The sequence below is a fragment of the Streptomyces sp. SJL17-4 genome, assembly GCF_036826855.1.
Taxonomy (GTDB): domain Bacteria; phylum Actinomycetota; class Actinomycetes; order Streptomycetales; family Streptomycetaceae; genus Streptomyces.
The window spans coordinates 2,049,668-2,065,446 of the sequence record NZ_CP104578.1 but is presented as its reverse complement, the minus strand read 5'-3'; the positions used below and the strand labels follow the sequence as shown (position 1 = coordinate 2,065,446).

Sequence of the window (15,779 nt, the reverse complement as noted above, 5' to 3'; positions counted from 1 at the left end):
TGGATCAGTTGTCCGCGACCGCCTGGGCGCTCACGTCGGCGCTCGTCGTCGTGTTCGCGGAGTCGGGGGTGCGTGCGGCCCGGTTGCGGGCCATCGTGCGCTCGACCAGGACGACCGGGATGGTGAGGACGGCCAGGCCGGCACCCAGCCACGGGATCGAGGTGAGACCGGCACCGGCGCCGAGCGCCACGCCCGCGAGGACGGGGACCACGCTGATGCCGAGCTGGAACATGGAGACGGCGGTGGCGCCGGCGAGCGTCGGCGCGCCTGCCGCGACGGTGAACACCCGCCCGTAGACGGCCGGGTTGAGGACGAAGCCGGCGACGCCCAGGAGCAGGACCAGGGGGACGACGGCCACGGCGTAGTCGGCGAGGAGCGCGAGCAGGACGGAGCAGACGAGGATGCCGCCGGCCCCGATGAGCAGGGCGTGATGGGGGCGCCCGTCGGCGATCCGGCCACCGATGGAGAGGCCGATGAAGGCCCCGATGCCGAAGAGGACGAGGATGCCGGGCACCCACACGGAGTCGACACCGGTGACGTCCGTGAGGAAGGCCGCGAGGTAGTTGTACGAGATCATGTACGCGGCGGTGCTGAGCAGGGTCGCGGCGTACACCACCCACAGCTGCGGCTGCCGCATCGTCTGCAACTCACGCTTCACGCTGGGTTCTTGTGCCGCCTTGGTGGCGGGCACGGCGACGATCGTGGCGATCGCGCTGAGCACGGTGAGCGCGACCACCGCCCAGAACCCGCCCCGCCAGCCGGTGAAGTGGCTGAGGAAGGCGCCCGCCGGGCCGCCGGCGACCATCGCGATGCTGAGGCCGCTGACCACCACGCCGGAGGCCCGGGCGGTGCGGTCGGGGGTGACGAGGGAGATCGCGGTGACCGCGGCGACGGCCCAGAACCCGGCGTACGCCAGGCCGATCAGGAAGCGGGTGACGAGCAGCACGGTGAAGTCCTCGGTCACCAGACCGACGGCCACCCCGGCGGCGAACACCGCCTGCGAGATCACCAGGGTCGTACGGCGCGGCCAGCGCAGGGTCAGCACCGCGAGCGGCGGCCCGCCGATCACCACGCCGATGGCGAAGGCCGAGATGAGGGCGCCCGCGGAGGACAGCGAGATGTCGAGGTCGTCGGCGATGTCCGGGAGGACGCCGGCGAGCAGGAACTCGGCGCTGCCCATCGCGAACAGGCTGAACGCGAGCAGATAGACGGCGAGCGGCAGCCTGCCGTTGGCCTTCGGCGCGGTGGCTTCCTGCGGTTCGGTCTGGACGCTCATCGGGGGCCGCCTCCCGCCTGCGGGACGGAGAGGCGCGGGGCCTGGGTGACGCGCGGGGTGGTGGGGCGCGGGGTGGCGACGGGGTGCGGGGAGGCGGCGGGGTGCGGGGGGACGCGTCGCACAGCCCCGGGGGTGGCCAAACGCATGAGCGGACTCCTCGTTGAGACGGTTCGGGCATACGGATCAGGGCGGATGCGTGCCGGTCTGCCGGCCTCGGCGGTCCGCCGGATCGTGGTGATCACCAGTGGCCCCCATGCTGGAACCGGGCTCCACGGACGGACAACATTTGTTGCCGATACCGGGACGCGGAGGGGACCCGCGGGAGGGCCGGTTCCGGGGGCCGGCCGGGGGATCGGCCCCGCCGTCGGCCTGTGGGTCACTCCTCACCGGGTACGCCCTCGCCCCAGCCCCACTTCTTGATGGTCGTACGACGGGTGGGGCCGACGTCCGGCTGGGAATTGGCCATGGCCCGGCGCGAGCCGAACTCGATGTAGCCGACGAAGGCCGAGCGGAACTCGGCGTCCTCGGGCAGCCCGACCTCGTCCATCGCCGTCAGCATCAGCTCCACCCAGCGGGCCCGCTGCTCGGGCTTGATGGCCCGGCCCCGGTGGCGGGAGACCATGTGGGGGTAGCCGCCGTGCTGCTCGGTGTAGTGCGTGGGCCCGCCGAGTACTTCGCCGAGGAAGGTCGCGACGTGCTGGGGGTGGTCGTCGTCCATGTGCGCGAAGAGCGGGGCGAGGACCTCGTCCTTGCGGACGCGGGCGTAGAACGCCTCGGTGAGCCGCTCCAGCGCCTCGGTGCCGCCGATCCATTCGTAGAGGGTGGGTACCTGGTTCTGGTCCTGGTCCTGGTTCTCGTCCTGGTCCGTCACTGTGTCGCCTCTCTCGGGTGTCTCGCGCGGTGGGGTCGAGGTGGGGGTGGAGGTGGGGCTGGGGTGTGTGGGCAGGGTTCAGGCTGCGTAGAGGTCGAAGGTCGGTGTCGGCCGGCCGCCGTGGGCGGGGGTGTCCAGGCGGGGATCGACCGAGAGCATCGCCTGGTGCAGCCGCTGGAGCTGCGGGGCGGGCTCCAGGCCCAGCTCCTCGACGAGCCGCCGCCTGAGACCGCGGTAGAGCTGGAGCGCCTCGGACTGGCGGCCGGCGCGGTAGAAGGCCACCATCGCCTGGGCGTACAGCCGTTCGTTGGCGGGGTGGAGCCGGGTCAGTTCGACGAGTTCGGCGAGGAGTTCGCCGTGCCGTCCGAGACGCAGCTCGGCATCGAGCCGGCGTTCGGTGGCGAGCAGTCGGCTCTCCTCGAGGTGGGCCGCGTGGATCCGCAGCGCCGCCCCGGCCCGTACGTCCACCAGGGCCGGTCCCTGCCACAGCGAGAGGGCCTCGCGGAGCAAGCGGGCGGCACGGGCGCTGTCGCCGTCGGCGAAGGCGGTGTGTCCGGCCTGGGCGGCGCGCTGGAAGGCGTAGGCGTCGACGTCCTCTTCGGCGATCCGCAGGAGATAGCCGTCGTGACCGGTGGCCAGCAGATCCCGCGCCCGGGCCGGGCCGGTGGCGCGGGTGGTGCCGGTCTCCGCACGCGTCTCCTCCGAGCCGTACGGTCCGCCGAGGGCGGCGGCCAGTGCCCGGCGCAGCCGCAGGATGTAGGTCTGGAGGGTGCTGTGCGCGCTGCACGGCGGCAGCGGGCCCCAGAGTTCCTCCTTGAGGGTGGCCACCGGGACGGGCCGGCCGGGGTGGAGCGCGAGGAGCGCCAGAATCTGTCGCGTCTTCGCCGCACTCGGGACGACCGGAACTCCGTCCGTCTCGGCGTGCAGCGGGCCGAGAATCCGTATCTTCACGCGTCCTCCGTCCATCGTCCGGGTGCCGTCCGGATCGGTCCCTTTCCGAAGCGGCTGTTCTGGGAAGGAACGTAGGAGTGCGGGGGTGAGGGCCTCAATACGGTGGGACCGTAGGGCTGACCGAAGAATCTGCGGAGGGGGTGTCCCTACGGGGGTCCGGATTCGACGGATTCAGGACATGCGAAGGCCCCCGAGGCGGGGGACGCACTTCGGGGGCCTTACGGGAACTGCCGGAACTGCCGGAACCACCGGAACTACCGGAACCGCCGGAACCGCCGGAACTGCTAATCTCCTTAGTTAATTCGTATGCCTTTCCTTTTCGTGGTCGGTTTTCGCCAAGGTGACAAATTCACCGGCCGGATTCAGGCGGCGGCGCGGGGCCGGCACAACCGTGCGGTGTGCACGGTGGCGGCGGTCAGATAGAAGGCGTCGGGCCGCCAGAGGACCCCCGTGCAGGCGTCCCCGTCGAGGAGCTGCTCCACGGTGAGCCGGTCGACGAGGTCGAGGCGCTCTCCGAGGTCGGCGAGCAGCCCGTGCAGCCGGGTGTGGAGGTGCCGGCGCACCGGTACGTCGAGCGGGGCCGGGAACTCGATGAGGAACGTACGGGTACCGGCGGGCACCAGCCCGGCCGAGGCCAGCAGGCAGGGCCAGTCCTCGACGACGGAGGTGGAGCCGGGGAGCCTGGACCGCCGGGCGGTGACCTGTTCCTCGACGGCGGCGTCCAGACGCGCCTGGAGGCCGGGCCGGCCGATGCCGATGTCCCGGGGCAGGAAGCGTGGAGGCAGACCGCGCTCGGCGACGGCGAGCAGTCCGCCGGGCCGCAGCGCGGAGGCCAGGCTCCGCAGGGCGGCCTGCTGGTCGCCGAGGTGGCGGCAGACGTTCCCGGTCCAGATCAGGTCGACGGGGCCCGACCGGGCGAACTCCTCGGGCCGTTCGGCCCGCCGCGTGGTGATCCGGTGCCCCAGCCCGTGCTCGGCGGCCCGGGCCTCGGCCCGGGCGAGCATGGTGGCCGACCGGTCCACGGCGACGACCTGTGCCTCCGGGAAGGCGTCGGCAAGGGCGTGGGAGGCCACGCCCGGACCGCTGCCGATGTCGAGGATCCGGCGGACGGCCGCCGTGGCCCGGTCCGCGGGGCCGAACAGTCCGTGCAGCCAGTGGGCCGCCTCGGTCAGGAAGCCGGCGTGCAGTTCCGCCTCCTGCTCGGCCGGGTGCCCGGCGCGGTCCTCCGCCTCGTGCTCGACTCCGTGGTCGCCTTCGTGCTCGGCTTTCTCTGCGCCGCCGAGGGCGTCACCGGCGAGGCCTCCGGTGCCATGCGTGGGTGTCATACGGTCACCTCCGCCGGCCAGGATGGGGACGCCGGGGACACCGGACAACTCTTGTTGCCGGTTCCGGGACCGACCGCCGGATCGTACGCACCGGAACCGGCCGGTACGCGCGGACGGCCGCCGCCGACAGCCGCGCGCGACGCACGGACCCGGGGGCGCAGCAGGTCCCGGCTGAAGGTGTCGAGCAGCTCCCACCGGGCGGTGAGCGGGAAGTAGTGGTCGCCGGGGATCGTGTCCACCCGCAGGGACCGCCGGGTGCACCGGCGCCACCCGGCCAGATCGGCCCCGGTGACGCTCCGGTCGTCGCTGCCGCCCATGGCGGTGACCGGGCAGTGCACGACATGGCGGGGGTCGCGCCGGTACGACTCCAGGACGGCGAGGTCGGCACGGAGCGCGGGCAGCACCCGGGGCGCCCGCAGCGGGTCGAGGGCGCCCGGGGGAATCCGGCCCCGCCGGCCGAGCCGGCGCAGCAGCTCTGCGTCCGGCAGCTGGGCGACGGCGTGTTCCGGGGCGGGCCGGTACGGGACGCCGGCCCCGGAGACGTACAGCCGCTCGGCCACCGCGTCGTACTCCCATTCGAGGCGGGCGGCGATCTCGTACGCGAGGAGGGCGCCGAAGCCGTGCCCGTAGAGGGCGAACGGGCGGTCACGCATGCGGGCCACGTACGGGATGATCTCGGCGAGCAGCGGCTCGAGCCGGCCGCAGGGGCGGCCGCGCGGATGACGGCCGCGGCCCGGCAGCTCGACGGGGGTGACGACCACCGAGCTCCCCAGGGCCTCGGCCCAGGGCAGGTAGACGCCCGCCGAGGCGCCCTCGAACGGGAGGCAGAACAGCCGCACCGACGTGTCCCCGGTCATCAGGCCACCGGTCCCCGGGTCCGTACGCCGGTGGTCAGGGGGGCGCCCGGTAAGGCCGCGCGCGGCGGCGCCGTGACCGGCGCCGTCGTGCACGACTGCGCCGTGGCGGCTGTGCGGCGCGGGGTCCCGCCGCGGAGCAGTACCGCGTACGCGTCCGCGGCCTCCTCGAGTATCCGGAGCCCTGCCCGCCGGTCCATCAGCTCGCGGGCGTACCGCCAGGCGAAGGTCCAGTCGCGGTCGGAGCGCCGGATCAGGGTGGCGCACATCAACGGGGCCCGGTCGAGGGGCAGTCCGGTCGCGGACTCCCCGGCCAGGCGTTCGGTGAGCCGGGCGTCCTGCACCTCGGCCCGGGTGGCCCGCCAGTCCACGATCTGCAGCCGGAAGCGGGCCTCGGGCCGCAGCGTACGGCGCAGCAGGCCGTCCGGCCCGCGGTGGAGCGCGGTGCGGGACAGCGGAGTGCCGTCCAGGACGGACTGCCACGCCTGCTCGTACACGTACGGCACGACTCCGCGCAGGGACATGACGAACTGTTCGGTGCGGAGCTCCTCGCTGATCGCGGACACGCGGGACCGCTCCCTCCATCAGGTTTACGCCAATTGGCCGGTGGTGAACGCAGGTCCGGGACAACCGCTCTCCGGGCCGTTCACTGGTCACCGCCGCACATCGGTGCCGACCGTACCTGTGTGGTCCCCATTCACCTCAATACGGTGGCACCGAAGCAATGGCCGAAGGAATACGTTCGGAATCCGTGCAGTGACATCCGCTGTACAAATATCGCGGCCCCCGTGTTAGCGTCGGGATCCTCGGAGGTGTGGGCCGTTCACCGGTGTTCGGGGGATCGGCATGGAGGACTTCGACCGGTCCCCGTGTCGTCTGAAGAAGGCATTTCCAGTATGACGGCGACTGTTCGGGCCATGACCTGAAAATGGCCTTGACGGCGTCGGCTCCACAGCTTTTCCGCATGGCCTCCCCCTGCCGAAGTGGCGACCTCGTCCGAGTCATTCCACTGTTCGGCAGGGAGGTGTGGGGCGGTGCCCAAGGAGCTGTTCGGCAGGAGCGAGGAATCGAAGACCATCACCGAGATACTGGACGCCGCGAGAGCGGGTGCGGGCGCCGTCGCCCTGGTGGAGGGCATCATCGGCACCGGCAAGACCTCGCTGCTGCGCTGGGCCGAGGAGACAGCCCGCGACCAGGGCATGATCGTCCTCTCCGCCACCGCGTCCCCGGCCGAGCAGCGCTTCCCCCTCGGGGTCGTGCACCAGCTGCTCGGGACGCTGCCGGAGACCGCGCACGGCTGGGACCGCACCTTCGCCGCCTACGGCACCCCGCCCGGCGGCGGCCGGGCCGAGCCCGACTATCCGCTCCTCGCGGAGCTGTGCGCGAGCGTGGGCCGGGCCGCCCGGCGCACCCCGATCCTGCTGACCGTCGACAGCGTCCAGCACGTCGACTGCCCGTCGTTGCTGTGGCTGGGCTTCCTGAGCCGTCGTCTGGAGAACCTCCCCGTCGTCCTGCTGGCCACCAAGCGCTGCGGCGAACCGGCCAGCGACCAGCACCTCCTGGTCGAGTTCATGGAGGGGCTGCGCCCCGACCGCCACATCCATCTGAGCGACCTCAGCCCGAGCGCGGCGCTCGATCTGGCCACCTCGCTGTGCGGCCACGGACACGGCCACGAGGCCGTGGACGCGCTGGTCGCCGGGACCGGCGGAAACCCGTACCTGCTGACCGAGCAGATACGGACGGGCCCGACGGGCCGATCGGGCCCCCTCGCCCCCGCGGGCCGGCACCACGCCGCGGGCTTGCCGGGCTTGCCGGGACTGCCCGGACTGCCAGGGCGGGCCGCTCATCCCGCGAACTCCGCCGATCCGCGCGCCGGCCGGGCGCCGGGCGACCCGCCGGACGAGCAACTCGGACTCCAGGCCGTCAAGGAGCGCATCCTGTGCCTGCTCCGGCGGATCGACCCGCACGGCCTGGAGATCGCCCGCGCCGCCAGCATCCTGTGCGGTCCGGTGGACGCCGCCCTCCTCGCCGACCTCTGCGGCGTCCCCACCGAAGACGCGTGTCGATGTATCAGCAGACTCACGGAATCAGGACTGCTCTGCCCCCACGACATGAAGTTCCGCCACCCCCTCCTCGCCGGTCTGCTCTACCAGGACATCCCCTGCGCCGAGCGTGCCGAACTGCACCGGCTCGCCGCCCGCAGGATGCGGCATCGCGGCGATCCGAGCGAGGACGTCGCCGCCCATCTGCTGCGCTCCCACCGCCTGGACGAACCCTGGATGGCGCAACTGCTCGTGGACGTCGCCCAGGGCGTGGTCGAGCACGACCCGGCGGGCGCCCGCCGGCTGATCGAGAAGGCCGTCCTGCACGGTGTCCCGGAGGGTCACGAGGACCGGGCGGAAGCCCTGCGGATCCAGGCCCTCAGCGGCCTCGACCTGCCCGCCGCGGCACGTGCCCTGACCGCGCACTCCTCCACCGTCACCGCGCCCGCCGAAAAGTTCCGGCACGCGCTGCGGCTCTCCGACCTCCGGCTGCGCCTGGACGACACCGCGGGCGCGCTGGAGATCCTGGAGGAGACACGGCGGGAGACGGCGGGCACGCTCGGCCCGACCGCCGCGGCACGACTGCGCGAGGCGGTGGCGCAGGTACGGTTCCACGACGGCGGCCGCCCCGATGCCGGAGGCAACGGGGCTGGGGGTGATGACGGTGGACGTCACGGCGACGCGGGCCACCCCTCCCACGGCCGTCACCACCCCGGCGAGGAGGACCGGCTGCTGAGGGTCCTGCTCCTGCGTACGGCCACCGGCGACTCGGCGTCCGCGGCGCGGCGGATCGCCGACCGGCTGCTCTCCGTCCCGCGTGCCCCGTACGGCTCCACGCGCTGGTACCAGGCACTGCTCGCCCAACTCTGGGCGGGCGACGTGGAAGAGGCCCGACGGCACATCGACACCGAGGTCGGACTCGCCCGCGCCGACGGCAGTACGACCCGCATCGCCGAGGCCCTCGCCGTACGCGGTCTGGTGCAGCTGCACCGCGGGCAGCTGGCCCGGGCCGAGGGCGACGCCCGCGAGGCGCTCGACCTGCTCACCCGGATCCGCGCCGGCCGGTTCCACGTGGGGCCGCTGGCCCGCAGCGTGCTCATCGACGTCGCCATGGAACGGGACGACATCGCCGCGGCCGGGGCCCTCCTCGACGACGCCCCGCCGCTGCCCGGCGACCGGCCGGTCACCTGGTGGCGGCTGCACCTCCTGCACAGCGCCGGGCGGGCCCTCGGCCGGCTCGGCGAGGTACGGCGCGGTCTGGTGCTGCTCGCCCACTGCGAGGAGGAGCTGGCCCGGCGCGGAATCGTCAACCCGGCGATCCTGCCCTGGCGTTCCACCCGCGCCGCGCTCCAGCTGGCCCGGCGCAACGTGACCGCGGCCCGCCGCGCCGCTCAGGAGGAGACCGCCCTCGCCCACCGCTGGGGCGCCCCCTTCGCGCTGGGCCGGGCCCTGGTCGCCGAGGCGGCGGCGAGCTCGGGCCGCGAGGCGCTGCGGCTCGCGGACCGGGCCGTGGAACTCCTCGAACCCGCCCCGGCGCCCCTGCTGTTCGCCCACGCCCTGTACGCGGCGGGGCGCGCCCACCGGCAGAGCGGCACGCCCCGCCGGTCCCGCGAACTGCTCCACCGCGCCAACGAGGTCGCCATCTCGCTGGGCGCCGACGGCCTGGTGGAGGCGGTGCAGCGCGAGCTGCGGGACGCGGGCGGCCGCCCCGACCCCCGCAAGGACTCGACCGAGTCGCTGCTCACCCCCACCGAACGGCAGGTGTCCGAACTGGCCGCGCGCGGCCTGAGCAACCGCGACATCGCCCGGCTGCTCCAGGTGAGCCTGCGGAACGTCGAGTCCCACCTCACCCACTCGTACCGGAAGTTACGCATCAGCGGCCGTCACGAACTGGCCCGCTTCTTCCCCGCCGACGAACCACCGGATCCCGCCCCGGTCCTCCTCTACCAGCCCCGAACCGCCCTCACCCCGACCGCCAACCCCTAGACAGCCGGCCCACGGAAACCGGTCCTAGGGCTCGATCAGGCCCACCCTGATCGCGTACCGGGTCAGCTCCAGACGGTCGCGCATGCCGAGCTTCTGGAGGAGGTTGGCGCGGTGGCGTTCCACCGTCTTCGGGCTGATGACGAGGAGGTCACCGATCTCCCGGGAGCTGTGGCCCTCCGCGACGAGTTTGAGGATCTCCTCCTCCCGTTCCGTGACGGCCTTGTCCGGCAGGGGCCTGCCCTGCTCCGCGCGGTCGAGGTAGGTGCGGATGAGGGCGGTCTCCGCGCCGGGGTAGATGAAGGGCTCGTCGCGGACCGCCGCCCGGCAGGCCTCCACCAGGTCGCGGTCCGCGACCGACTTCAGGACGTAGCCGCTCGCGCCCGCCTTCAGGGCCTCGAAGAAGTACTGCTCGTTGTCGTACATGGTGAGGATCAGGATCCGCAGCTCCGGCTGGAGGCGGCTGAGTTCGCGGGCCGCCTGGAGGCCCGTCATGCGGGGCATCGAGATGTCCAGGACGGCCAGGTCGACGGAGCCGGAGCGGGCCAGGGCCACCGCCTCCGCGCCGTCCGCCGCCTCCGCCACGACCGTCAGGTCCGGCTCCGCGTCCAGGATGAGGCGTACTCCTCCGCGTACGAGCGCGTGGTCGTCCGCGAGGAGGATACGGGTGGGGGACGGCGTTGCCGTGGCCGTGGGAGGTGTCGGGGTCGGGGCCGTCATGGCGTCGCCTTACCGCTGGGCGTGCTCAAGTGGACTTCCGTACCGCCGTCCTCGCCGCCGCGGATCGTCAGTTCCGCGCCGACCAGCAGGGCGCGTTCCCGCATCCCGCTGAGGCCCGCCCCGTCCGGCGCCCGGCCGATCCCCCGGCCGTCGTCCTTGACCAGGAGACCGACCCCGCCGTGGGCCAGCCGGCGCAGACGCAGGTCCACCCGGGTCGCGCCCGCGTGCCGCGCCGTGTTGGTGAGGCCCTCCTGCGCCACGCGGTAGAGCACCAGCTCCGTCTCGTGGTCCAGCTTCGGGAGGCCGGACTCGACGTGCGACCGCACCGTCAGGCCCGGCGTCGAGAACTCCGAGGCCAGCGATCTGAGCGCGCTGTGCAGACCCAGCTCCTCCAGAACCCCCGGCCGCAGCCGGCGCGCGATGCGGCGGATCTCGTCCAGGCTCGCCCGGGTCGTCTCCTGCGCCTGGTGGAGTTCCGGGCGCAGCTCCTCCGGAGCGTGGTTCGCGGCATGCTTCAGCTGGAGCAGCACCGCCGTCAGAGTCTGCCCCACCTCGTCGTGCAGCTCCTGCGCGATCCGCCGCCGCTCCTCCTCCTGTGCCGAGAGGACCCGGGCGGTGCTCGCGGCCCGCTCGGCCTCGAGACGGTCGAGCATCGTGTTGAACGTACGCGTCAGATCGGCGAGTTCGCCGCGCCCCGCCACCGCCGCCCGCCGTCCCGGCCGCAGCAGGTCCGCCGTCCGCATCGCCCGGGTGAGGCGCTGGAGCGGTGCCAGACCGAGCCGCAGCAGGAACGCGTTCGCGAGGAGCATCGCGACGAGGCCTGCCACGAGCACGATCGCCTCACCCATGAGGACGGGCGTGGAGACCGTGACCGGGCCCAGCAACAGCAGTACGGCGACGACCAGCACCGAGGCGTCGAGAAGGAAGATGCGCCAGTACAGCGACACTTGTGCGACTCGCTCCCTTTCCCTGCTCCGGGCCTCTGACCTGCGACGGGATCCATGTCCCCGCCTCATCCTGACCAGTTTCCGGTGTCTTGTCCATCCGTGCCGACACCCATGTTCCGGCCCTCCCGGCGGGTGGCACCATGGCCCCCGACCACCGACCTGATCACCCTGTGACATGACGACGGAAGGGACGGGCCCTTGCCTGCTCCGCGGATGAGAACGACACCCCTGCCCGGCATCGGAGTCCAGTACGACCTCACCACCCGGGAGCACCGCCAGCTGTCGGTCATCGCGCACCGCGACGGAACCCGGACCGTGAACGTCTACCGGGGCGACGACCCCGACGCCTGCGCGCAGTCGCTCCACCTCACCGAGGCCGAGACCGCCTCACTGATCGACGCGCTGCTCCCCGCGCACCACAGCCCCAACGTCCTGCACACCACCGACCTGGGGCTCGTCGCCGAACGCATCGAGCTGTCGGCCCACTCGTACTGGAACGGGCGCCTGCTCGGCGAGACGCGGATGCGCACCGAGGCCGGTGCCTCCATCGTCGCCGTACTGCGCCGCTCCGGGGCCGTTCCGTCCCCGACGCCCGCCTTCCGGTTCGCCGGCGGCGACACCCTCATCGTCATCGGCACCCGCGAGGGCGTCGACGCGGCCGCCGCGATCCTCGGTCGGGAGTGAGGGCGGCGTGCACTCCGCGGTCTTCCTGATCGAATTCGGCGCCATCATCCTCGGCCTCGGCCTGCTCGGGCGCCTCGCCGGCCGGTTCAGCTTCTCCCCGATACCCCTCTACCTCCTCGCCGGGCTCGCCTTCGGCAAGGGCGGCCTGCTGCCGCTCGGCACCAGTGAGGAGTTCGTCGCCATCGGCGCCGAGATCGGGGTGATACTCCTGCTCCTCATGCTCGGCCTGGAGTACACGGCGAGCGACCTGGTCTCCAACCTCAAGACCCAGTACCCGGCCGGGCTCGTCGACTTCGCCCTCAACGCCCTGCCCGGCGCCGCCGCCGCGCTGCTCCTCGGCTGGGGGCCGGTCGCGGCCGTCGTCCTGGCGGGTGTCACCTGGATCTCGTCCTCCGGCGTCATCGCCAAGGTCCTCGGCGACCTCGGGCGCCTCGGCAACCGCGAGACACCGGTCATCCTCAGCATCCTGGTCCTCGAAGACCTCGCCATGGCCGTCTACCTGCCCATCATCACGGCCCTGCTCGCCGGGGTCGGCCTCGCGGCCGGCAGCGCCACGCTCGCCATCGCCCTGGGCGTGGCCGGCGCCGTGCTCTTCGTCGCCGTCCGCTACGGGCGGCTGATCTCGCGGTTCGTCTCCAGCGACGATCCCGAGAAGCTGCTTCTCGTCGTCCTCGGCCTGACGCTGCTCGTCGCCGGCGTCGCCCAGCAGCTCCAGGTCTCCGCGGCCGTCGGCGCGTTCCTCGTCGGCATCGCCCTCTCGGGGGAGGTCGCCGACGGAGCCCACGCCCTGCTGAGCCCCCTGCGCGACCTCTTCGCCGCGGTGTTCTTCGTGTTCTTCGGACTGCACACCGACCCCGCCAGCATTCCGCCGGTGCTCCTCCCGGCGTTCGCCCTCGCCGTCGTCACCGCGCTGACCAAGATCGCCACCGGCCACTGGGCCGCGCGCCGCGCCGGCATCGGGGCCAAGGGCCGCTGGCGGGCGGGCGGCACGCTGGTGGCGCGCGGCGAGTTCTCCATCGTCATCGCGGGCCTCGCCGTCACCGCCGGGGTGCAGCCCCAGCTCGGGCCCTTCGCCACGGCGTACGTGCTGATCCTCGTGGTGATCGGGCCGCTCACGGCGCGCTACACCGAGCCGATCGCCGCGTACCTCCTCCGAGGACGACGACGGAAGCCGTCGGCACCGGAGGGCGTGACCGTACGGGAGCCGGAGACGGGACCCGAGCCCGTACGCGTACCCGACCCCGGGTCCGCCGCCGACCGCGTGTGAACCCGCTCCCCGTCTCGGCCCGCGATCTCGATCGATTCCCCCCGCGGCCCAGTACGATGGGCGGCTGTTCTTACGCGGAGGAGAGCGTCGTGACGGACCGGAGCGAGGGCGGAGCGGAGCCCTCCGCGCGCAGGCGCGGGCAGGGCGAACTGGAGTCCCAGGTGCTCGCCGTGCTGCGCGAGGCGTCCGAGCCCGTGCCCGTGGCGTGGGTACGGGAACGCCTCGGCGGCGGTCTCGCCTACACCACCGTCATCACCATCCTCACCCGCCTCCGGGCGAAGGGCGCAGTCGAGCGCGAACGCGCCGGCCGTTCCTTCCGGTGGACGGCGGTCGCCGACGAGGCCGGTCTCGCCGCCCTGCGGATGCGGAAGGTGCTCGACGCGGAGACGGACCGCCAGGCGGTCCTCGCCAGCTTCGTCACCGGCCTCTCGCCGAACGAAGAGCGGCTCCTGCGTGAACTGCTCTCCCAGGCCGCGGAGGAGGAGGAAGGCTAGCCGTCATGGGAGTCTTCGTCTTCCTTCCCCTGGTCCTTCCGCTCACCGCCTGGCCGGTCGCCCGCCTCGCCGAGCAGCGGCTCCACCCCCGCACTGCGACGCGCCTGCTGGCCGCCGTCGCCGGTGTCTCCGCCGTGTGCAGCACCCTCTGCCTCGGCCTGCTCATGATCGTGGGCACCGCGCAGCTCCCCGGAAACCCGCTCCCCGACAGCTGGTCGGACCCCGACGTGCGCGCGGCCCTCCCGTACGACGAGATCGCCGGCCGCGCGGCCATCCCGGCGCTGCTCGCCGTCCTCGTCTCCTGCGCAGCTGCGGCCTGGCGTCACGTGCGGGTACGGCGCCGGGTCGTGGCGGCGCTCGGCGGGCTGCCGCCGACGCCCGTCGCGGTACTGCCGGACCGCACCCCGTACGCGTACGCGGTGCCCGGCAGGGAGGGGCATCGCCGCCTCGGCAGGGAGGCGCGCGGCCCCGGCAGGGAGACACGGGGTCCCGGTCGGGTCGTGGTCAGTACCGGGATGCTCGCGGGCCTCGCCCCCGCCGAACGGCGGGCCCTCTTCGCCCACGAGCGGGCCCATCTGGCCGGGCGTCACCACCGGCATCTCCTGACGGTCCATCTCGCGGCGCGCGCGAACCCGTTCCTGCGGCCGCTGCGTACCGCCGTCTCCTACACGGCCGAGCGCTGGGCCGACGAGGAGGCGGCCGCCGAGGTCGGCAGCCGCCGCTCCGTCGCCCGCGCGATCGGCAAGGCGGCCCTCCTTGCACCACGCGCTCCGGCCGTCGGCCTCCCCGCCCTGACGGGCGGGGGCGCCGGCCCGGTGCCTCGACGGGTCGCGGCCCTGATGAGCCCGGCCCCGGCGGGCCGCGCGTGGCCGCCGGTCGGCACGGCTGTCGGCCTCGCCGCCTGGTGCGCCGCCTTCGGCACGACCGTGTCGGCCCTGTCCTCGGCGAACTCGGCGGTCACGCTCTTCCTGGTGCTGCGCGGGGCCGCCTCACCGATGTAGCCGCCGGCGCGTCCGGCGGGGAAAGACCCTAGAGGTCGAACTCGTGCGGCGGCAGGTCCAAGGTGAAGCAGGCCTCGCGGACCACGGCCTGCTCCGTCTTGTCGAAGTCGCCGTCGGCGCCGCCGATGACGATGCCGATCTGGATGACGGCGCGTGCCTCGGCCGGCTTCTTCTTCGCCTTGGCGATCTCCTGGAGCACGCTCACCTTGCCGAAGTCGAAGTCGGCCGTCAGCTTGTTCAGGTTGTCGTCGAAGCGGCGCTGAAGGTCGAGGGCGTCGAAGTTCTGCAGCACCTCGTTGGTCGAGATGAGCTGGGCGACCCGGCGGCGCTCGGCGGGGTCGATCGTCCCGTCGGCGGCGGCGACCAGCGCGCACATGGCCATGCTCGCGTCCCGGAAGGCGCCGCTCTTCAGGTCGTTCTTCTTCGTCATCAGCTGGGTCTGCATCGTCGATGCGGATTCCCGGATGCGGTCCCACAGGGCCATGAGTACTCCAGATGTCGATTACTTCTACGGTCTTGTAGAACGTAGCAGTGAGGGGTGGAGTTCCCCGGGACCCCGGGACCGTCACACTCCGGGCCGTCACCCGCCGGACCGCCACACGCCGGGGCGACCGAAGGAGAAACGTGACATTGTACGATGCTCCCCCGTGACTTCTCGGAGGACGCACGATGGGTGACCTGAAGCAGTACGGCCTCGTCAGAGCGCAGGAGCGGCTCCGCGACCAGGTCGGGCACGCCCTCCGCGCGGCCCTGATCGCCGGCGAACTGCGCCCCGGCCAGGTCTACTCCGCCCCCGGACTCGCGAGTGACCTCGGCGTCTCCGCCACCCCCGTCCGCGAGGCCATGCTCGACCTGGCCCGGGAGGGCCTGGTCGAACCCGTCCGCAACAAGGGATTCCGTATCACCGAGGTCAGCGAGCGGGACCTCGACCAGTTCACCGAGCTGCGCACCCTCATCGAGGTGCCCACCATCGGCCGCGTCACGAGGAAGGCCGACCGGGAGCAACTGGAGGCGCTGCGCCCGGTCGCCGAGGAGATCGTCTCGTGCGCCCGGGGGCACGACCTCATCGGCTATCTGGAGGCGGACCGCCGCTTCCACCTCGCGCTGCTCGCGCTCTCCGGGAACGACCGCCTGGTCGAGACGGTGGGGGACCTGCGCAAGCGCTCCCGTCTCTACGGCCTGACCGGCCTGGACGAGGCCGGCAAGCTCGTCTCCTCCGCCGAGGAACACCTCGAACTCCTCGACCTGATGATCGCCGGAGACGCGCGCGGAGCGGAGGCGTGCATGCGGCGTCACCTCGGACACGTACGGTCGTTGTGGGCCGAAGCCCGCGACGAACCGGTCGGGCGACGGGGATAGGGCCG

16 protein-coding genes are annotated in these 15,779 nt (G+C 73.0%); 6 read left to right on the top strand and 10 right to left on the bottom strand.

Annotated elements, in window-relative coordinates; genetic code table 11:
- Positions 1-4 precede the first annotated feature (4 nt).
- The 7 genes from N5875_RS09075 to N5875_RS09045 form a co-directional block, all read right to left on the bottom strand.
- Positions 5-1,276, bottom strand: a complete 1,272-nt coding sequence (locus N5875_RS09075) for a Cmx/CmrA family chloramphenicol efflux MFS transporter (RefSeq protein WP_318212164.1) — start codon at positions 1,274-1,276, stop codon at positions 5-7.
- Positions 1,273-1,422 carry a hypothetical protein gene (locus N5875_RS09070; protein ID WP_338492846.1) on the bottom strand — a complete coding sequence of 50 codons (150 nt, stop codon included), beginning with the start codon at positions 1,420-1,422 and terminating at the stop codon, positions 1,273-1,275. Before N5875_RS09070 ends, N5875_RS09075 begins: the two co-directional genes overlap by 4 nt.
- Before the next feature lie 230 nt (positions 1,423-1,652).
- On the bottom strand, positions 1,653-2,147 hold the full coding sequence (locus N5875_RS09065) for a group II truncated hemoglobin (protein ID WP_338492844.1): 495 nt from the start codon (positions 2,145-2,147) through the stop codon (positions 1,653-1,655).
- A gap of 78 nt (positions 2,148-2,225) precedes the next feature.
- Positions 2,226-3,098 (bottom strand): AfsR/SARP family transcriptional regulator, encoded by an 873-nt coding sequence (locus N5875_RS09060; protein WP_318212162.1) that lies wholly within the window; start codon positions 3,096-3,098, stop codon positions 2,226-2,228.
- Positions 3,099-3,460: 362 nt separating this feature from the next.
- Positions 3,461-4,423, bottom strand: a complete 963-nt coding sequence (locus N5875_RS09055) for a class I SAM-dependent methyltransferase (RefSeq protein WP_338492841.1) — start codon at positions 4,421-4,423, stop codon at positions 3,461-3,463.
- Positions 4,420-5,280 carry a thioesterase domain-containing protein gene (locus N5875_RS09050; RefSeq protein WP_318212160.1) on the bottom strand — a complete coding sequence of 287 codons (861 nt, stop codon included), beginning with the start codon at positions 5,278-5,280 and terminating at the stop codon, positions 4,420-4,422. Before N5875_RS09050 ends, N5875_RS09055 begins: the two co-directional genes overlap by 4 nt.
- Entirely contained in the window at positions 5,280-5,843 is a 564-nt protein-coding gene (locus N5875_RS09045; RefSeq protein ID WP_338492838.1) for a hypothetical protein, read from the bottom strand. The genes N5875_RS09050 and N5875_RS09045 overlap by 1 nt, the downstream gene beginning before the upstream one ends.
- 468 nt (positions 5,844-6,311) lie before the next feature.
- On the opposite strand from N5875_RS09045, the gene N5875_RS09040 reads away from it, so the two are divergent.
- Positions 6,312-9,305, top strand: coding sequence for a BREX system ATP-binding domain-containing protein (locus N5875_RS09040; RefSeq protein ID WP_338492835.1), 2,994 nt, complete (start codon positions 6,312-6,314; stop codon positions 9,303-9,305).
- Positions 9,306-9,329: 24 nt separating this feature from the next.
- Here the strand turns inward: N5875_RS09040 and N5875_RS09035 are convergent, their stop codons facing one another.
- Positions 9,330-10,022, bottom strand: a complete 693-nt coding sequence (locus N5875_RS09035; protein ID WP_318212157.1) for a response regulator transcription factor — start codon at positions 10,020-10,022, stop codon at positions 9,330-9,332.
- Positions 10,019-10,969 carry a HAMP domain-containing sensor histidine kinase gene (locus N5875_RS09030; protein WP_318212156.1) on the bottom strand — a complete coding sequence of 317 codons (951 nt, stop codon included), beginning with the start codon at positions 10,967-10,969 and terminating at the stop codon, positions 10,019-10,021. Before N5875_RS09030 ends, N5875_RS09035 begins: the two co-directional genes overlap by 4 nt.
- A gap of 213 nt (positions 10,970-11,182) precedes the next feature.
- Here N5875_RS09030 and N5875_RS09025 point away from each other — a divergent pair, with 213 nt between their 5' ends.
- The 4 genes from N5875_RS09025 to N5875_RS09010 all read left to right on the top strand — a co-directional run bounded on the left by N5875_RS09025 (position 11,183) and on the right by N5875_RS09010 (position 14,415).
- On the top strand, positions 11,183-11,653 hold the full coding sequence (locus N5875_RS09025; protein ID WP_318212155.1) for a TrkA C-terminal domain-containing protein: 471 nt from the start codon (positions 11,183-11,185) through the stop codon (positions 11,651-11,653).
- 7 nt (positions 11,654-11,660) lie between these two features.
- Complete coding sequence (locus N5875_RS09020) at positions 11,661-12,920, top strand: cation:proton antiporter (RefSeq protein ID WP_338492830.1); 1,260 nt, start codon at positions 11,661-11,663, stop codon at positions 12,918-12,920.
- Positions 12,921-13,009: 89 nt separating this feature from the next.
- The gene (locus N5875_RS09015; RefSeq protein WP_318212153.1) at positions 13,010-13,414 is read left to right on the top strand and encodes a BlaI/MecI/CopY family transcriptional regulator; all 405 of its coding nucleotides are present in this window, start codon (positions 13,010-13,012) and stop codon (positions 13,412-13,414) included.
- Positions 13,415-13,419: 5 nt separating this feature from the next.
- A complete protein-coding gene (locus N5875_RS09010) occupies positions 13,420-14,415 on the top strand; it encodes a M56 family metallopeptidase (protein ID WP_338492827.1) in 996 nt (331 codons plus the stop codon).
- A gap of 28 nt (positions 14,416-14,443) precedes the next feature.
- Here N5875_RS09010 and N5875_RS09005 read toward each other — a convergent pair whose 3' ends face one another.
- On the bottom strand, positions 14,444-14,899 hold the full coding sequence (locus tag N5875_RS09005) for a tellurite resistance TerB family protein (protein WP_318212151.1): 456 nt from the start codon (positions 14,897-14,899) through the stop codon (positions 14,444-14,446).
- Between the two features lie 185 nt (positions 14,900-15,084).
- Between N5875_RS09005 and N5875_RS09000 the strand changes: the two genes are divergently transcribed.
- The gene (locus N5875_RS09000; protein WP_318212150.1) at positions 15,085-15,774 is read left to right on the top strand and encodes a GntR family transcriptional regulator; all 690 of its coding nucleotides are present in this window, start codon (positions 15,085-15,087) and stop codon (positions 15,772-15,774) included.
- Positions 15,775-15,779: the final 5 nt, after the last annotated feature.